General features: G+C 69.4%; 14 protein-coding genes. 9 read left to right on the forward strand and 5 right to left on the reverse strand.

Features of this window, described 5'->3' with window-relative positions:
* A partial coding sequence (locus CSR00_RS30195) for a transposase (protein WP_245906149.1) occupies positions 1-207 on the reverse strand: 207 nt, incomplete at its 3' end.
* Positions 208-810: 603 nt separating this feature from the next.
* Between CSR00_RS30195 and pyrH the strand changes: the two genes are divergently transcribed.
* Genes pyrH through CSR00_RS16545 form a run of 3 tightly spaced genes read left to right on the forward strand, consistent with a single transcriptional unit; the run spans position 811 to position 3070 of the window.
* Positions 811-1557 (forward strand): UMP kinase, encoded by a 747-nt coding sequence (gene pyrH / locus CSR00_RS16535; RefSeq protein ID WP_099023508.1) that lies wholly within the window; start codon positions 811-813, stop codon positions 1555-1557.
* A gap of 41 nt (positions 1558-1598) precedes the next feature.
* The gene (gene frr / locus CSR00_RS16540) at positions 1599-2156 is read left to right on the forward strand and encodes a ribosome recycling factor (protein ID WP_099023509.1); all 558 of its coding nucleotides are present in this window, start codon (positions 1599-1601) and stop codon (positions 2154-2156) included.
* A 23-nt stretch (positions 2157-2179) separates the two neighbouring features.
* Positions 2180-3070 carry a phosphatidate cytidylyltransferase gene (locus CSR00_RS16545; protein WP_407662460.1) on the forward strand — a complete coding sequence of 297 codons (891 nt, stop codon included), beginning with the start codon at positions 2180-2182 and terminating at the stop codon, positions 3068-3070.
* Here the strand turns inward: CSR00_RS16545 and CSR00_RS16550 are convergent.
* The gene (locus CSR00_RS16550; RefSeq protein ID WP_099023510.1) at positions 2981-3913 is read right to left on the reverse strand and encodes a DMT family transporter; all 933 of its coding nucleotides are present in this window, start codon (positions 3911-3913) and stop codon (positions 2981-2983) included. The genes CSR00_RS16545 and CSR00_RS16550 overlap by 90 nt on opposite strands.
* A 161-nt stretch (positions 3914-4074) precedes the next feature.
* Between CSR00_RS16550 and CSR00_RS16555 the strand changes: the two genes are divergently transcribed.
* Both CSR00_RS16555 and rlmN read left to right on the forward strand, forming a co-directional pair.
* Positions 4075-4947, forward strand: coding sequence for a LysR family transcriptional regulator (locus CSR00_RS16555; RefSeq protein WP_099023511.1), 873 nt, complete (start codon positions 4075-4077; stop codon positions 4945-4947).
* Entirely contained in the window at positions 4944-6056 is a 1113-nt protein-coding gene (rlmN, locus tag CSR00_RS16560; protein ID WP_099023512.1) for a dual-specificity RNA methyltransferase RlmN, read from the forward strand. Before CSR00_RS16555 ends, rlmN begins: the two co-directional genes overlap by 4 nt.
* Positions 6057-6192: 136 nt before the next feature.
* On the opposite strand, the gene CSR00_RS16565 is transcribed toward rlmN, so the two are convergent.
* Entirely contained in the window at positions 6193-6447 is a 255-nt protein-coding gene (locus CSR00_RS16565) for a DUF2631 domain-containing protein (RefSeq protein ID WP_099023513.1), read from the reverse strand.
* 63 nt (positions 6448-6510) lie between these two features.
* Entirely contained in the window at positions 6511-7833 is a 1323-nt protein-coding gene (locus CSR00_RS16570) for a cryptochrome/photolyase family protein (protein WP_099023514.1), read from the reverse strand.
* Between the two features lie 77 nt (positions 7834-7910).
* Here CSR00_RS16570 and CSR00_RS16575 point away from each other — a divergent pair, with 77 nt between their 5' ends.
* Together CSR00_RS16575 and puuE are read left to right on the forward strand one after the other, a co-directional pair.
* A complete protein-coding gene (locus CSR00_RS16575) occupies positions 7911-9245 on the forward strand; it encodes an APC family permease (protein ID WP_099023515.1) in 1335 nt (444 codons plus the stop codon).
* Between the two features lie 27 nt (positions 9246-9272).
* A complete protein-coding gene (gene puuE, locus CSR00_RS16580) occupies positions 9273-10184 on the forward strand; it encodes an allantoinase PuuE (protein WP_099023546.1) in 912 nt (303 codons plus the stop codon).
* A 158-nt stretch (positions 10185-10342) separates the two neighbouring features.
* Here the strand turns inward: puuE and CSR00_RS16585 are convergent, their stop codons facing one another.
* Positions 10343-11035 (reverse strand): fasciclin domain-containing protein, encoded by a 693-nt coding sequence (locus tag CSR00_RS16585; RefSeq protein ID WP_099023516.1) that lies wholly within the window; start codon positions 11033-11035, stop codon positions 10343-10345.
* A 282-nt stretch (positions 11036-11317) separates the two neighbouring features.
* Here CSR00_RS16585 and dxr point away from each other — a divergent pair, with 282 nt between their 5' ends.
* Both dxr and CSR00_RS16595 read left to right on the forward strand, forming a co-directional pair.
* A complete protein-coding gene (dxr, locus tag CSR00_RS16590; RefSeq protein WP_099023517.1) occupies positions 11318-12544 on the forward strand; it encodes a 1-deoxy-D-xylulose-5-phosphate reductoisomerase in 1227 nt (408 codons plus the stop codon).
* A complete protein-coding gene (locus tag CSR00_RS16595; protein ID WP_099023518.1) occupies positions 12541-13767 on the forward strand; it encodes a M50 family metallopeptidase in 1227 nt (408 codons plus the stop codon). The genes dxr and CSR00_RS16595 overlap by 4 nt, the downstream gene beginning before the upstream one ends.
* Positions 13768-13771: the final 4 nt, after the last annotated feature.

A 13771-nucleotide genomic window follows, 5' to 3' on the forward strand; every position in this document is an offset into this window, starting at 1 on the left:
CCAGCGCAGATGCCGTTCGGCCACCGACTGCCAAGCACCGAACTGCTCGGGCAGATCACGCCACGGAGATCCGGTGCGATAACGCCAGATAATGCCTTCCAACGTGCGCCGATGATCATTCCAGGGACGACCGCGCCGCCGCCCCGAGGGCATCAACGGCTCGATCAACGACCACAAATCATCAGAAATCACATCAGCCCGGATCACCTGAACAGCATCAAGCACAACACCATTCACATTAAGCAGACACGCCCTAGGCGCGGCGGGGTCCGAGGGGAACTTCGAGGTCACGCGTTCGGTGGTCCCGGTGAGTTCAATCGCCGCCTGGTGCAGCAGTTCGAGGAGGACTACAGACTGCGAGTGGATCGGTGCCCCTGATCTCCGCCGACCCGAGCCTGGATCACGGAAAGGCTTTTGATTCCAGTGACTTTCACACCCCCGACGACACCCACGGTCACGGACTGGACCCGAAGGGTCGGGGTGTCCCGGGGCGGGGGCACGCCGCTGCGGGCCGAACCGTCGACATCGTCGGCGGCGTGACCGTCGCGGTCAGCGCAGAGGGGAGTGGGCCCGCGCGCGCCGGCGGGCGGGGCTGACGCCGCGGTGATGCGCAGACCGGGGCGCCGGTCGACGCCGTGGACCGGCGCCGGTCGTCGTCGACGGATCTCGGTGCCTGCTCATCCGAACACAACCGTCCCGTGCCCGCGGATTCACCCCCGTCGACCCGGGGCGGCCCTCATGAGGCAGGATGGAGCCAGTGTCCCGGCGCACTCCGGGACGGCGTCGCCACGCGAGGAGGCCGAGATTTCGATGGGGGAGTCCAGCACCAACGGAGTCGCGTCGTCGATTCGCCCGAAGTACTCCCGGGTCCTGCTGAAGCTCGGCGGTGAAATGTTCGGCGGCGGCCAGGTCGGCCTGGACCCCGACGTGGTGTCGCAGGTCGCGCGCCAGATCGCCGAGGTGGTCCGCAGCGGCGTGCAGGTCGCGGTGGTCATCGGCGGCGGCAACTTCTTCCGCGGCGCCCAACTGCAGCAGCGTGGGCTCGAACGTACCCGCTCGGACTACATGGGCATGCTCGGTACCGTGATGAACAGCCTTGCCCTGCAGGATTTCCTGGAGAAAGAGGGCATCCAGACCCGGGTGCAGACCGCGATCACCATGGGGCAGGTGGCCGAGCCGTACATCCCGCTGCGGGCCCGCCGGCACCTCGAGAAGGGGCGCGTGGTGATCTTCGGGGCCGGAATGGGGCTGCCCTACTTCTCCACCGACACCACGGCCGCGCAGCGCGCCCTGGAGATCGGCGCCGAGGTGGTTCTGATGGCCAAGGCGGTCGACGGCGTGTTCACCGACGATCCGCGGGAGAACCCCGAGGCCGAGCTGCTCACCTCGATCACCCACCGCGAGGTCATCGACCGGGGTCTGCGAGTGGCCGACGCCACAGCGTTTAGCCTGTGCATGGACAATGGCATGCCGATTCTGGTGTTCAACCTGCTCACCGACGGCAATATCGCCCGTGCCGTCGCAGGTGAGAAGATCGGGACACTGGTCGCCGGCTGACGGTGCCGGTAGGGCGAGTAGGAGCGACGGGAGATGACACCGTGATCGACGAGGCTCTCTTCGATGCCGAGGAGAAAATGGAAAAGGCCGTGTCGGTGGCCCGCGACGACCTGTCGTCTATCCGCACCGGTCGGGCGAACCCGGGGATGTTCTCGCGGATCAACATCGACTACTACGGGTCGATGACACCCATCACGCAGCTGTCGAGCATCAACGTGCCGGAGGCGCGTCTGGTGGTCATCAAGCCCTACGAGGCCGGTCAGCTGCGCAATATCGAGGATGCGATCCGCAACTCCGACCTGGGCCTGAACCCGACGAACGACGGCACCATCATCCGCGTGGCCATTCCCCAGCTCACCGAGGAACGGCGCCGCGAGCTGGTCAAGCAGGCCAAGGCCAAGGGTGAGGACGCCAAGGTCTCGGTGCGCAACATCCGCCGCAAGGCGATGGAGGAGCTCACCCGGATCAAGAAGGACGGCGAGGCGGGCGAGGACGAGGTCTCGCGGGCCGAGAAGGATCTCGACAAGAGCACCCATCAGTACGTCCATCAGATCGACGAGCTGGTCAAGCACAAGGAAGGCGAGTTGCTGGAGGTCTAGACGACCCACAGCACAGTCAACCCGTGGCAGAGACCGAGACCGGCACATCGGACGGAGTGGACGACACAGCGTCCGGGACGGGTCCCGCGCCGAAGAAATCGCGGGCCGGCCGCAATCTGCCCGCCGCGATCGCGGTCGGCGTGGTGCTCGGTGCCGGGCTCATCGTCACCCTGCTGTTCGCTCCCCACGTGTGGGTCGGCATCGTCGCCGTGGCGATCGCGATCGCCACCCACGAGGTGGTCCGCCGGCTGCGTGACGGCGGCTACGCCATCCCGTTGGTTCCACTGCTCCTCGGTGGCCAGGCCATGATCTGGCTGACCTGGCCGTTCGGCGCGACGGGAGCGCTGGGCGGGTTCGGCGGCACGGTGCTGGTGTGCTTCATCTGGCGGTTGCTGGGCCAGGGGTTGCGCAGCACCCCGCAGAACTACCTGCGCGACGTGTCGGTGACGGTGTTTCTGGCGGCCTGGGTCCCGCTCTTCGGGGCCTTCGGCGTCCTGCTGATCTACCCCGACGACGGCTGGGCGCGGGTGTTCTGCATGTTGCTGGCCGTGGTGTTCTCCGACATCGGCGGCTACACCGCCGGCGTGCTGTTCGGCAAGCACACCATGGTCCCGGCGATCAGTCCCAAGAAGTCGTGGGAGGGCTTCGCGGGATCATTGGTGTGCGGTACCGCCGCCGCGGTGCTGTCGGTGACGTTCCTGCTGGAGAAGCCCGCCTGGGTGGGCGTGCCCCTCGGACTGATGCTGGTGCTCACCGCCACGATGGGCGACCTGGTCGAGTCGCAGGTCAAACGCGACCTGGGCATCAAGGACATGGGCACGCTGCTACCCGGGCACGGCGGCATCATGGACCGCATCGACTCCATCCTGCCGTCGGCGGCCGCGACCTGGATCGTGCTGTCGCTGCTGGCCTGAGTCGCGCGCGTTGAGCCAGCACGCGGCCGCGCCCAGCAGCAGCCCGATCCCGACGCCGGCGTCCACCCGCTGGCCCAGCATCACCCACGACAGCGCACCCGCCACCGCCGGGATCACGCAGAAGAGCATCGACACCGCCGCGGCCCCGTGCACGTTGATGGCGCGCACGTACAGCGACACCGCCAGGGTCGCGTTGAGCAGCACCACGGCGGCGATCGCGACCGCCGCGTGGGCCCCGTTGTGGATCTCGAAGGGCATCGCCGCGGCGAGCGCGGTCGCCGGCACGAGCGCCACCGCATTCTGCACGGCGCTTGCGGCGCGGAAGTCGACCCCGGCGCAGAACCGCTGCTGGTAGACCCCGCCCGCGGCCAGCCCGAGCAGCGCCGCCAGCAGCAGCGCCAGCACCGGGTCCACCCCGTGTTCGGCCGCCAGGCGGCTGGCGCACGCCGCTGCCACCGCCGAGACGCCCAGGGCCAGCGCCACGAGCCTGCGCAGGCCGAGCCGCTCCCGGAGGAAGACCGCACCCACCAGGGCGGTGGCCACCGGGTTCATCGCGATCACGACGGCGCACAGCACCGCCGGTGCGCCACGCTGGATGGCCAGATACAGAAAGCAGAACTGGACGGCCTGCATCAACAGGCCGGTGACGGCCACGTGGCCGAGTTGGCGGCCGCGCGGCCACGGCGCGCCGGCCAGCCGGGTCCAGACGCCGAGAACGGCTGCGGCCAGGCTGAACCGAAACACCAGTACGGCCATGGGGGAGATCGCCGCGACGGCGGCGGCGCCGACCGGGTACCCCAGGGCATAGAAGAACGTCACCGCCGATGCGGTCTGTGCGGTCATGCGGGGCCGATGCATGGGCTCATCGTGGCGACCACAGCGGCGCCCGGTCCAACGAATATTCTCGATCACTATTGATTATGATTCGTGATCACTCATCACGCATTCGGTCGCCCCTGTCGGCGAGATTGATCGGATTTCCTGATCGGAGTACCTTGTGCGTCGTGAGTCAGGTCCTCGATATCGCACCGCTGCGCAGCGTGGTGGCCGTCGCCGACTGTGGCGGGTTTCACCGTGCCGCCGCGGTGCTGCACCTGACCCAGTCGGCGGTCAGCCAGCATGTCCGCCGCGTCGAGACCGTGGTCGGCGCGCCCATCATGGAGCGGGCCGGCCGCGGAATGGTGTTCACCGAGCTCGGTCACCGGCTCGTCGTCCACGCCCGCCGGATCCTGGCCGTCCATGACTCGGCACTGGCCGAACTGGGGGCAGTCGAAGACAAGGTGCTGCTGATCGGAGCGACCGAGCACGGCGCCGACGTGATGTTGCCGGGGCTGACCGAGGCGCTGGGACAACGGTTGCCGCAGTGGCGGATCCGCTTCCGCCTGGACCGCAATGTCGCGCTGGCCGATGCCATCGAGCACGGCGCCGTCGACGTGGCGGTGCTGCTGGACGGTGCGGGCTGGGACCGTTCGAACGCATCGGGAATGGTGGCGCTGAAGTGGATTTCGGCGCGAAACTTCGTCGTACCGGAGCAGCGCCCGCTGCCGGTGGTGATCTACTCCGAGCCCTGCACCCTGCGGGAACCCACCTTCGCCGCGCTGGAGGGCATCGGTGTGCCCTACGAGATCGCCGCCGAGTGTTCCGACCTGTCCGGACTGGTCTCGGCGGTGCGGTCGGGGTTGGGGGTGGCACTGCTGCCGATGATCGGCCGGCTTCCCGACGGGTTGTGCGTTGCCGAGGGTCTGCCCGCCGCCAACCGTGCATCGGTGTTCGTGCGCGGCCGTCCCGGGGCGGACCGGGACCTGCTGGACACCGTCGACGCAGCCGTGCACGACGTGCTGCGCAGCGAGGAGCTGAGCGAGAGGGCGTCGGCATGACGGGCGGCAAGCCGCAACTGGTCTTCGAGGCGCCGCGGCGCGGCCTGCCGGCACGCCACCTGGCCGACCTCGACGCGGCGGGCCGTGCCGCCGCGGTGGCGGAACTGGGGCTTCCGTCGTTTCGCGCCAAGCAACTGGCCCAGCAATACTACGGCCGGCTGGTCGCCGATCCCGAGCAGATGACCGATCTGCCTGCCGCTCTGCGGCCCCAGGTGGCCGCGGCGCTTTTTCCGCCTCTGCTGACCGCGGCCCGTCAGATCGAGTGTGACGCCGGGGAGACCCGCAAGACGCTGTGGCGCGCGCACGACGCGGCCACGTTCGAGTCGGTGCTGATGCGCTACCCGGACCGCAACACGGTCTGCATCTCCTCGCAGGCGGGGTGCGGAATGGCCTGTCCCTTCTGTGCAACCGGCCAGGGCGGCCTGACCCGCAACCTGTCGACCGCCGAGATCGTCGAGCAGGTCCGTGCGGCGGCGGCCACCATGCGCGACGAGTTCGCCGGCGGCCGGCTCTCCAACGTGGTGTTCATGGGGATGGGTGAGCCGTTGGCCAACTACGGGCGCGTGGTCGCCGCGGTGCGCCGGATCACCGAGGCGCCGCCGGACGGCTTCGGCATCTCGGCGCGTTCGGTGACGGTGTCGACGGTGGGTTTGGCGCCGGCGATCCGCCGGCTCGCCGACGAGCGGCTCGGGGTGACGCTGGCGCTGTCGCTGCATGCCCCCGACGACGAGCTGCGCGACACGCTGGTACCGGTGAACAACCGGTGGGCGATCTCGGAGACGCTGGACGCCGCGCGCTACTACGCGGACGTCACCGGCCGACGGGTCTCGGTGGAATACGCGCTGATCCGTGACGTCAACGATCAGCCGTGGCGGGCCGATCTCCTGGGGAAGCGGCTGCACGGCGCATTCGGCCCGCTGGTGCATGTCAACCTGATACCGCTGAACCCGACGCCGGGCAGCGAGTGGGACGCCAGTCCCAAAGCGGTGGAGCGGGAGTTCGTCCGTCGCGTGCGAGCCAGGGGAGTGTCGTGCACGGTGCGCGACACCCGTGGCCGCGAGATCGCGGCGGCGTGCGGACAGCTGGCCGCCGACGGAGGAGGCGGGTAGCTGGAGCGCGGGTCGTTGAGGGGATGCGTGCGGACAGCTGGCCGCCGACTACAGGAGGCGGGTAGCTGGAGCGCGGGTCGTTGGAGGGGTGCGTGCGGACAGCTGGCCGCCGACTTCAGGAGGCGGGTAGCCGGAGCTAGCGGATCCAGCCGCGGCGGCGGCCCCACCAGTCGCGGATGAGGATGAACGCGGCCAGCGCGGCGAAGCAGAGCAGGAAGATGTCCTCGACCTTGCCGACGTGGTTGCCGTGCATCAGCAGCAGCAGGAACCCGATGATGACCAGCCCGGTGATATGCCAGGTCCGGTAGTTGATCTTGCTCCAGCCCCATTTGGCCGAGGGAACGTCGGCGGTATCGACGTCGGTGTTGCGCTCCACCTCGGTGCTGACCACGGCAACTCCTCACGATCGGACTGACGAATACCGAACATTTTGGCACACCGCCACGGGCGCAGCTCAGCTGATCCGGCCGTAGCGCCGCAACGCCTCGGTGCGTTCGACGCGGTGGTCGACCATCGGGTCGGGATAGTCGGCCGTTCCCAGTTCGGGGATCCAGCGCCGGACGTAGGCCCCGTCGGGATCGAACTTGCCGGCCTGGGCGTCCGGGTTGAACACCCGGAAGTAGGGCGCGGCATCGGTGCCGCAGCCGGCCGCCCACTGCCAGCCGTGCTGGTTGCTGGCCATGTCGCCGTCGACGAGCTGGTCCAGGAACCAGCGGGCGCCCCACTGCCACGGCAGGTGCAGATCCTTGACCAGGAACGAGGCGGCGATCATCCGTACCCGGTTGTGCATGAAGCCGGTCGCGCGCAGCTGCCGCATCCCGGCGTCGACGATGGGGAATCCGGTCCGGCCGTCCTTCCAGGCCGCGTAGGACTGCTCGGCGGCCGCGCCGTCGTCGACCTCGATCGCGTCGAAGTCGGTGTTGAAGTTGCACCACGCGCTGCGCGGCCACTGTGCCAGCACGGCGGCATAGAAGTCCCGGAAGGCCAATTCACGCAGGTAGGCGTGCCGCCCGGGGGAGTCGCCGGTCAGGTCGACGGCCATGGTGCGGGGGTGGATGTTGCCGAAGTGCAGATAGGCCGACATGCGACTGGTCCCGTCGATGTCGGGGCGGTCGCGATCCTCGGCGTAGCGCTGCAGCCCGTTCTCGACGAATGCCCGCCAGCGCCGGCGGGCCGCCCGCTCACCGGCGGGCAGTTCCAGCTGCGTTCCCGGGTCGGGGATGTGGTGGTTGGTGCCCAGCCCCCGGCGCGGTGCGGCGTCGCCCGGGTCGATCCAGCGGACGCGGCCGGCGCCGGTGCGCGCGGGCGCCCGCCAGCCGTGCTCGAGCCAACGCCGGTAGTAGGGGGTGAAGACCTTGTACGGCTCGCCGTCGTCCTTGGTGACCCGGCCGGGCGACACCAGGTACGGCGACCCGGACTCCTCCAGCGTGATGTCGCCCAGCGCCTCGCGGACCGCGTCGTCGCGGCGCCGGCCGAAGGGGGTGAAGTCTGCCGTGACGTGCACCGAGGTGGCGCCGACGGCCCTGGCCACCGCGGGAATGCGGGCTTCGGGCCGGCCGTGGGCGACCAGCAACCGTCCGTCGAGCGCGGAGTGAAGCTCCCGCAGGGAGTCATAGAGGAACTGCAGCCGTCGGGCGCCGGAGCGGGCCTTGAGCCGGGGGTCGAGGACGTAGCAGGCCAGAACCTCGGCGTCGTCGGCGGCGGCGTCGAGCAGCGCGGGCAGATCGGCCAGCCGCAGGTCGCGACGGAACCACAACACGCGACGGGCGGTCGTCATGGCAGACAGACTGCCCGTTGGCGACCCGGCGGAAACGGGAGCGCGGGGCCGGGCCGGGCACCGTAGGTTGTCAGGCGATGGCTGGTTCTGCCGGAGCGGCATTGCAGAAGACGCTTGGCCTTCGCGCGGCGGTCCTGTTCGGGCTGGCCTACATGACACCGATCATCGTGCTCGGCATCTTCGGCGTGATCGCCGAACGCTCCCGTGGGGCCAGCGCCGGGTCCTACCTGCTGGCGACCGTGGCGATGCTGTTCACCGCGCTCAGCTACGGCCTGATGGCGCGCCATTTCCCCGTGGCCGGATCGGCCTACACCTATGTCCGCAAGGCCCTGGACCCGAGACTGGGTTTCCTGGTCGGCTGGGCGATCCTGTTGGACTACCTGTTCCTTCCCCTGGTGATCTGGCTGATCGGCGGTTCCTATCTCCGACAGCAGTTCCCCGGCGTGCCGCATTGGGTGTGGATCCTCGCCTTCATCGTCGTCACCACCACGCTCAACGTAGTCGGCCTCAAGGTGGCCGACCGGGCGAACTTCGCTCTCATGAGCTTCCAGTTGTTGATCGTGGCGCTGTTCGTGGCGCTGACGGTGGGGCACCTGCTGGGCGCATCCGACACCTCGCTGCTGTCGTTGCGGCCGTTCGTCGGTGACGGCGGCTTCTCGGCGATCGCCGCCGGCGCAGCGGTGGCGGCCTACTCCTTCCTCGGCTTCGACGCGGTGAGCACCCTGACCGAGGAGACCCACGACGCGGCCCGGACGGTGCCCCGTGCGGTCGTGCTGGTGGCCCTCATCGGCGGGGCGATCTTCGTGGTGGTGGCATACGTGGTCAGCCTCATCGCACCCGGCAGCAGTTTCCCCGATGCCGATTCGCTGGCCGAGGACATCGCCCGCACCGTCGGCGGGGCGCTGTTCGGATCGGTATTCCTGGCGGCCCTGGTCATCGGCCAGTTCACCTCCGGGCTGGCCGCGCAGGCGGCGGTGTCCAGGCTGCTCTATGCGATGGGGCGTGACGGCGTGCTGCCCCGCCGCCTCTTCGGCATGGTGTCGGCCCGATTCCGCACCCCGGTGTTCAACATCGCGCTGACCGGGGTGATCGGGCTGGCGGCGTTGTCGTTGACCGTCTCGAGTTCCACGTCGTTCATCAACTTCGGCGCCTTCAGCGCGTTCACGCTGGTGAATCTGTCGGTGGTGGCCTACTTCCTGCGTCACCGCGGCGAGCCGCTGCCCGCATGGCGCTACCTGTTGTTGCCGCTCGTCGGTGCGGCCGTCGACGTCTATCTGCTGGTCCATCTCGACGCCGACGCGCTCGTGGTCGGGGGCTCCTGGGCGGCCCTGGGTACGGCCTATCTGCTCTGGTTGACGCGCGGTTTCACCCGTCCCACGCCGGAGATGACGGGAATGGCCGAGCCGCACTGATCGTGTGCTCCTGCCAGAATGCAGTCCATGGCTGGCGATTACCCGCGCGACATGATCGGCTACGGTCCCACCCCGCCGCACCCCCGCTGGCCCGGTGATGCGCGGATCGCCGTGCAGTTCGTGCTCAACTACGAGGAGGGCAGCGAGAACAATATCCTGCACAACGATGCGGGCTCGGAGACCTTCTTGTCGGAGATCGCTGGCGCACAGGCGTTTCCGAACCGGCATATGAGCATGGAGACGCTCTACGAGTACGGCTCGCGAGCCGGCCTGTGGCGACTGTTGCGGGTGTTCGACCGGCGGCAACTACCGCTGACGGTGTTCGGTGTCGCGATGGCGTTGGCCCGCAATCCCGAAGCGGTGCGCGCGTTTCTGGCCCGCGGCGACGAGATCGCCTGCCACGGGTTGAGGTGGATCAGCTACCAGCTGGTCGACGTCGACACCGAGCGTGCGCACATGGCCGAGGCCGTGCGGATTCTCACCGAGCTCACCGGCGCGCCACCGCTGGGTTGGTATACGGGTCGGGACTCCCCGCACACCCGCGGTCTGGTCGTCGAGCACGGCGGGTTTCTCTACGACTCCGATTCCTACGCCGACGATCTGCCGTACTGGACCACGGTGGAGGGCCGCGACCACCTCGTGGTGCCCTACACGCTGGACACCAACGACATGAAGTTCGTGTCGACGAGCGGGTTTCCGTCCGGCGACGAGTTCTTCACCTATCTGCGCGACGCCTTCGACGTGCTCTACGCCGAGGGTGAGGCCGGTGCACCCAAGATGCTGTCGATCGGCCTGCATTGCCGGCTGGCCGGTCGGCCGGCGCGCACCGCGTCGCTGGAACGGTTCCTCGACCATGTGCAGGCGCATGACCGGGTCTGGGTCGCGCGCCGCGTCGATATCGCACGGCACTGGGCCGAACACTTCCCGCCGCAGGCCTAGCCGAACTCACGGCCGCACTCACGGCCGCACTTGCGGCCACTCACGGGCCACACTCGCGCCGAACGGCCGGTGCCAATCGTGGTGCCGGCCGTTCGGAATGACGGCGGGGCAGCCCGGGTCGGGGGCGTCCGGGCTGCCCCACCTGATCGGGGACCCGCTCAGGAGGCCGGCGGCGTCAACACCGTGTCGATCATGTACACCGTGGCGTTGGCGGTCTGCACCCCACCGCACACCAGGGCGGCGTCGTTGACCTTGAGATCATCGCCGGCCCCGGTCACGGTCACCGGGGCGCCCTGCAGCGTCTCGTGCTCGCCGGCGACGGCGTCCGGAGCCGCCTGACCCTGCACCACGTGGTAGGTCAGGATCGAGGTGAGCAGGCCGGAATCGGTCTTGAGCTGATCGATGGTGGCCGGGTCGAGTTTGGCGAACGCGTCGTCGGTCGGGGCGAACACCGTGTACTGGCCGGAGTCCAGCGTCTCCACCAGGTTGACGTCGGGATTGAGCTGGCCCGACAGGGCCTGGGTGAGCGTGGTGAGCATCGGGTTGTTCGACGCGGCGACAGTCACCGGCGCGGTGCTCATCCCCTCGACCGAACCGGGCCCCGACGGGACCTGTTCGGCGTAGGCGGCGCACCCGGAGCCGACGAGGTTTGCCGCCGGAGCCGCGGGAGCCGCGGGAGTCATCGGTGTGCTGGTGCTCGCGGTGGTCACCGAGGCTCCCGACGTCCCGGACGTAGAGGTGGCCTCCGTCGTGGATCCGGTGGTCTCGCCGCTGCTGGAACACGCCGCCATGCTGAGGGCGGCCGCGCCGGCCACCCCTGCGGTCAGAACGTGTCGGAGAATACGATTCATCGTTGGCTCGCTCCTTTTCTCGACAGTGAATCGGTGTGCACGGTCATCCGGGGTTCGCGGCGGGCGCGGTCCCGGACGGGTGGCGCCCGGTGATGTCACATTCACGTAAGAACTTCCCGGAGGTTCTCCCGGCGGGAGCTCCGCGCGACGGGGCCAGGGGGATCCGCAACCGGCGCATTTGCCCGGCGGCCGCCGCGACCGGGGCCGGGAGCCACCCCCGCCCCACTACGGGACGGGAACCACCGGGTGGGGATTAGGTCACGCTCGTGTACCGCCCGCCCCATGACGGCGGTCAGGCGGCACAATGGAGCGGTGTCCACCACCCCGCTGAGTTCGCCGCCGGACCGGCGCCTGAAGGTCCTGATTCTCGGGAGCACCGGGTCGATCGGAACCCAGGCCCTGGAGGTGATCGCGGCCAACCCCGATCGGTTCGAGGTCGTCGGGCTGGCCGCCGGCGGGGCCAGCGCCGAGCTGCTGGCGGCGCAGCGTGCGCAGACCGGCGTGGGCAACGTCGCGGTCGCCGACACCGCCGCAGCCGAGCGGATCGGGGGCGTCACCTTCGCCGGCCCCGACGCGGCGACCCGCCTCGTCGAGGAGACCGAGGCCGATGTCGTGCTCAACGCCCTGGTGGGCGCCCTCGGGCTCCGTCCGACGCTGGCCGCGCTGACCGGCGGTGCCCGCCTGGCCCTGGCGAACAAGGAGTCGCTGGTCGCCGGTGGGCCGCTGGTGCTCGCCGCCGCGGCCGAGGGCCAGATCGTCCCCGTCGATTCGGAGCATTCGGCCCTGGCGCAGTGCCTGCGCGGTGGGCGTCCCGAGGAGGTGGCGCGCCTGGTGCTCACGGCCTCCGGCGGACCCTTCCGGGGGTGGAGCGCCGAAGCGCTGGAGGGCGTCACCCCCGAACAGGCCGGCGCCCACCCCACCTGGTCCATGGGACCCATGAACACGCTCAACTCGGCCTCGCTGGTCAACAAGGGGCTGGAGTTGATCGAGACGCACCTGCTGTTCGGCATCCCCTACGACCGCATCGACGTCGTGGTGCATCCGCAGTCGATCGTGCACTCGATGGTCACCTTCGCCGACGGGTCCACGCTGGCGCAGGCCAGCCCGCCGGACATGAAGCTGCCCATCGCGCTGGCGCTGGGCTGGCCCGAGCGGGTCCCCGGCGCCGCGCTGCCCTGTGACTTCAGCACCGCGTCCACCTGGGAGTTCGAGCCGTTGGACGCCGCGGTGTTTCCCGCGGTGGACCTGGCCCGCCACGCCGGGACCAGCGGCGGATGCATGACCGCGATCTACAACGCGGCCAACGAAGAGGCCGCCGAGGCCTTCCTGGCCGGGCGGGTCCGCTTCCCGGGCATCGTGGCCACCATCGACGAGGTCCTGCGCGCTGCCGACGGTTGGTCGGTGCCACCGGCTACCGTTGACGATGTACTCGAAGCGGATCGCTGGGCCCGGGACCGGGCGCAACGGGCCCTCATGACGGCTGCACAGGAGGTTCTGCCGGCGCGATGATGTTCGTTATCGGCATTGTGCTGTTTGCCCTGGCCATCTTGGTGTCGGTGGCGTTGCACGAGTGTGGGCACATGTGGGTGGCCCGGGCCACCGGGATGAAGGTGCGCCGCTATTTCGTCGGATTCGGTCCGACACTGTGGTCCACCCGGCGCGCCAACCGGCTCGGGGACACCGAGTACGGGGTGAAGGCGGTGCCACTGGGCGGCTTCTGCGACATCGCCGGTATGACCTCGGTGGAGGAGCTCGAACCCGACGAGCGGCCCTACGCCATGTACCGGCAGAAGACCTGGAAGCGCGTCGCGGTGCTCTTCGCGGGCCCCGGCATGAACTTCGTCATCGGCTTCGTGATCCTCTATGCCATTGCCGTGGTCTGGGGGCTGCCGAACCTGCACCCGCCGACCACGGCCGTGGTGGGGCAGACGGCCTGCGTGGCTCCCGAGGTCACCCGGGGCGAACTGGGCGAGTGCACCGGCTCGGGCCCGGCCGCACTGGCCGGCATCGAGGCCGGGGACACCATCGTCAAGGTCGGTGACACCGACGTGGCCAACTTCGACGAGCTGGTCACCGCGACGCAGAAGCTGACCGGGCCGACGCCGTTCGTCATCGAGCGTGACGGGCACGAATTCACCACGATCGTCGACGTCACCCAGACCCAGCGGTTCGTGCCGGGCGCCGACGGGGGTGCGCCGGCACCTACCAGCGTCGGGGCCATCGGGGTGGCCGCGCCGGATATCGGCCCCACCCAGTACGGCCCGGTGGCCGCGGTACCGGCAACCGTGGTGTTCACCGGCGACCTGGCGGTGGAACTGGGCAAGTCACTGGCCGCCATCCCGACGAAGGTCGGCGCACTGGTGCACGCCATCGGCGGTGGTGATCGGGACCCCGAAACGCCGATCAGCGTGGTGGGCGCCTCGATCATCGGCGGTGACACCGTCGATCACGGGCTGTGGGTGGCCTTCTGGTTCTTCCTGGCGCAGCTGAACTTCGTGCTCGGCGTGATCAACCTGGTGCCCCTGCTGCCCTTCGACGGTGGTCACATCGCCATCGCGGTGTTCGAGAAGGTCCGTAACATGGTCCGTAGCGCGCGCGGACTGGTGGCAGCGGCGCCGGTCAACTACCTCAAGCTGATGCCGGCCACCTATGTCGTGCTCGTGGTGGTCGTCGGCTACATGGCGTTGACGGTGACCGCAGACCTGGTCAACCCCATTCGGCTGTTCCAGTAGCCGG

Source organism: Mycolicibacterium palauense (assembly GCF_002592005.1).
Taxonomy (GTDB): Bacteria; Actinomycetota; Actinomycetes; order Mycobacteriales; family Mycobacteriaceae; genus Mycobacterium; species Mycobacterium palauense.

Excerpts from the sequence above, each read along its gene's own strand:
- pyrH (WP_099023508.1), top strand. The coding sequence starts at position 811 with ATGGGGGAGTCCAGCACCAACGGAGTCGCGTCGTCGATTCGCCCGAAG.
- CSR00_RS16595 (WP_099023518.1), top strand. The coding sequence starts at position 12,541 with ATGATGTTCGTTATCGGCATTGTGCTGTTTGCCCTGGCCATCTTGGTG.
- puuE (WP_099023546.1), top strand. The coding sequence starts at position 9,273 with ATGGCTGGCGATTACCCGCGCGACATGATCGGCTACGGTCCCACCCCG.
- dxr (WP_099023517.1), top strand. The coding sequence starts at position 11,318 with ATGACGGCGGTCAGGCGGCACAATGGAGCGGTGTCCACCACCCCGCTG.
- CSR00_RS16575 (WP_099023515.1), top strand. The coding sequence starts at position 7,911 with ATGGCTGGTTCTGCCGGAGCGGCATTGCAGAAGACGCTTGGCCTTCGC.
- rlmN (WP_099023512.1), top strand. The coding sequence starts at position 4,944 with ATGACGGGCGGCAAGCCGCAACTGGTCTTCGAGGCGCCGCGGCGCGGC.
- CSR00_RS16550 (WP_099023510.1), bottom strand. The coding sequence starts at position 3,913 with ATGACCGCACAGACCGCATCGGCGGTGACGTTCTTCTATGCCCTGGGG.
- CSR00_RS16570 (WP_099023514.1), bottom strand. The coding sequence starts at position 7,833 with ATGACGACCGCCCGTCGCGTGTTGTGGTTCCGTCGCGACCTGCGGCTG.
- CSR00_RS16585 (WP_099023516.1), bottom strand. The coding sequence starts at position 11,035 with ATGAATCGTATTCTCCGACACGTTCTGACCGCAGGGGTGGCCGGCGCG.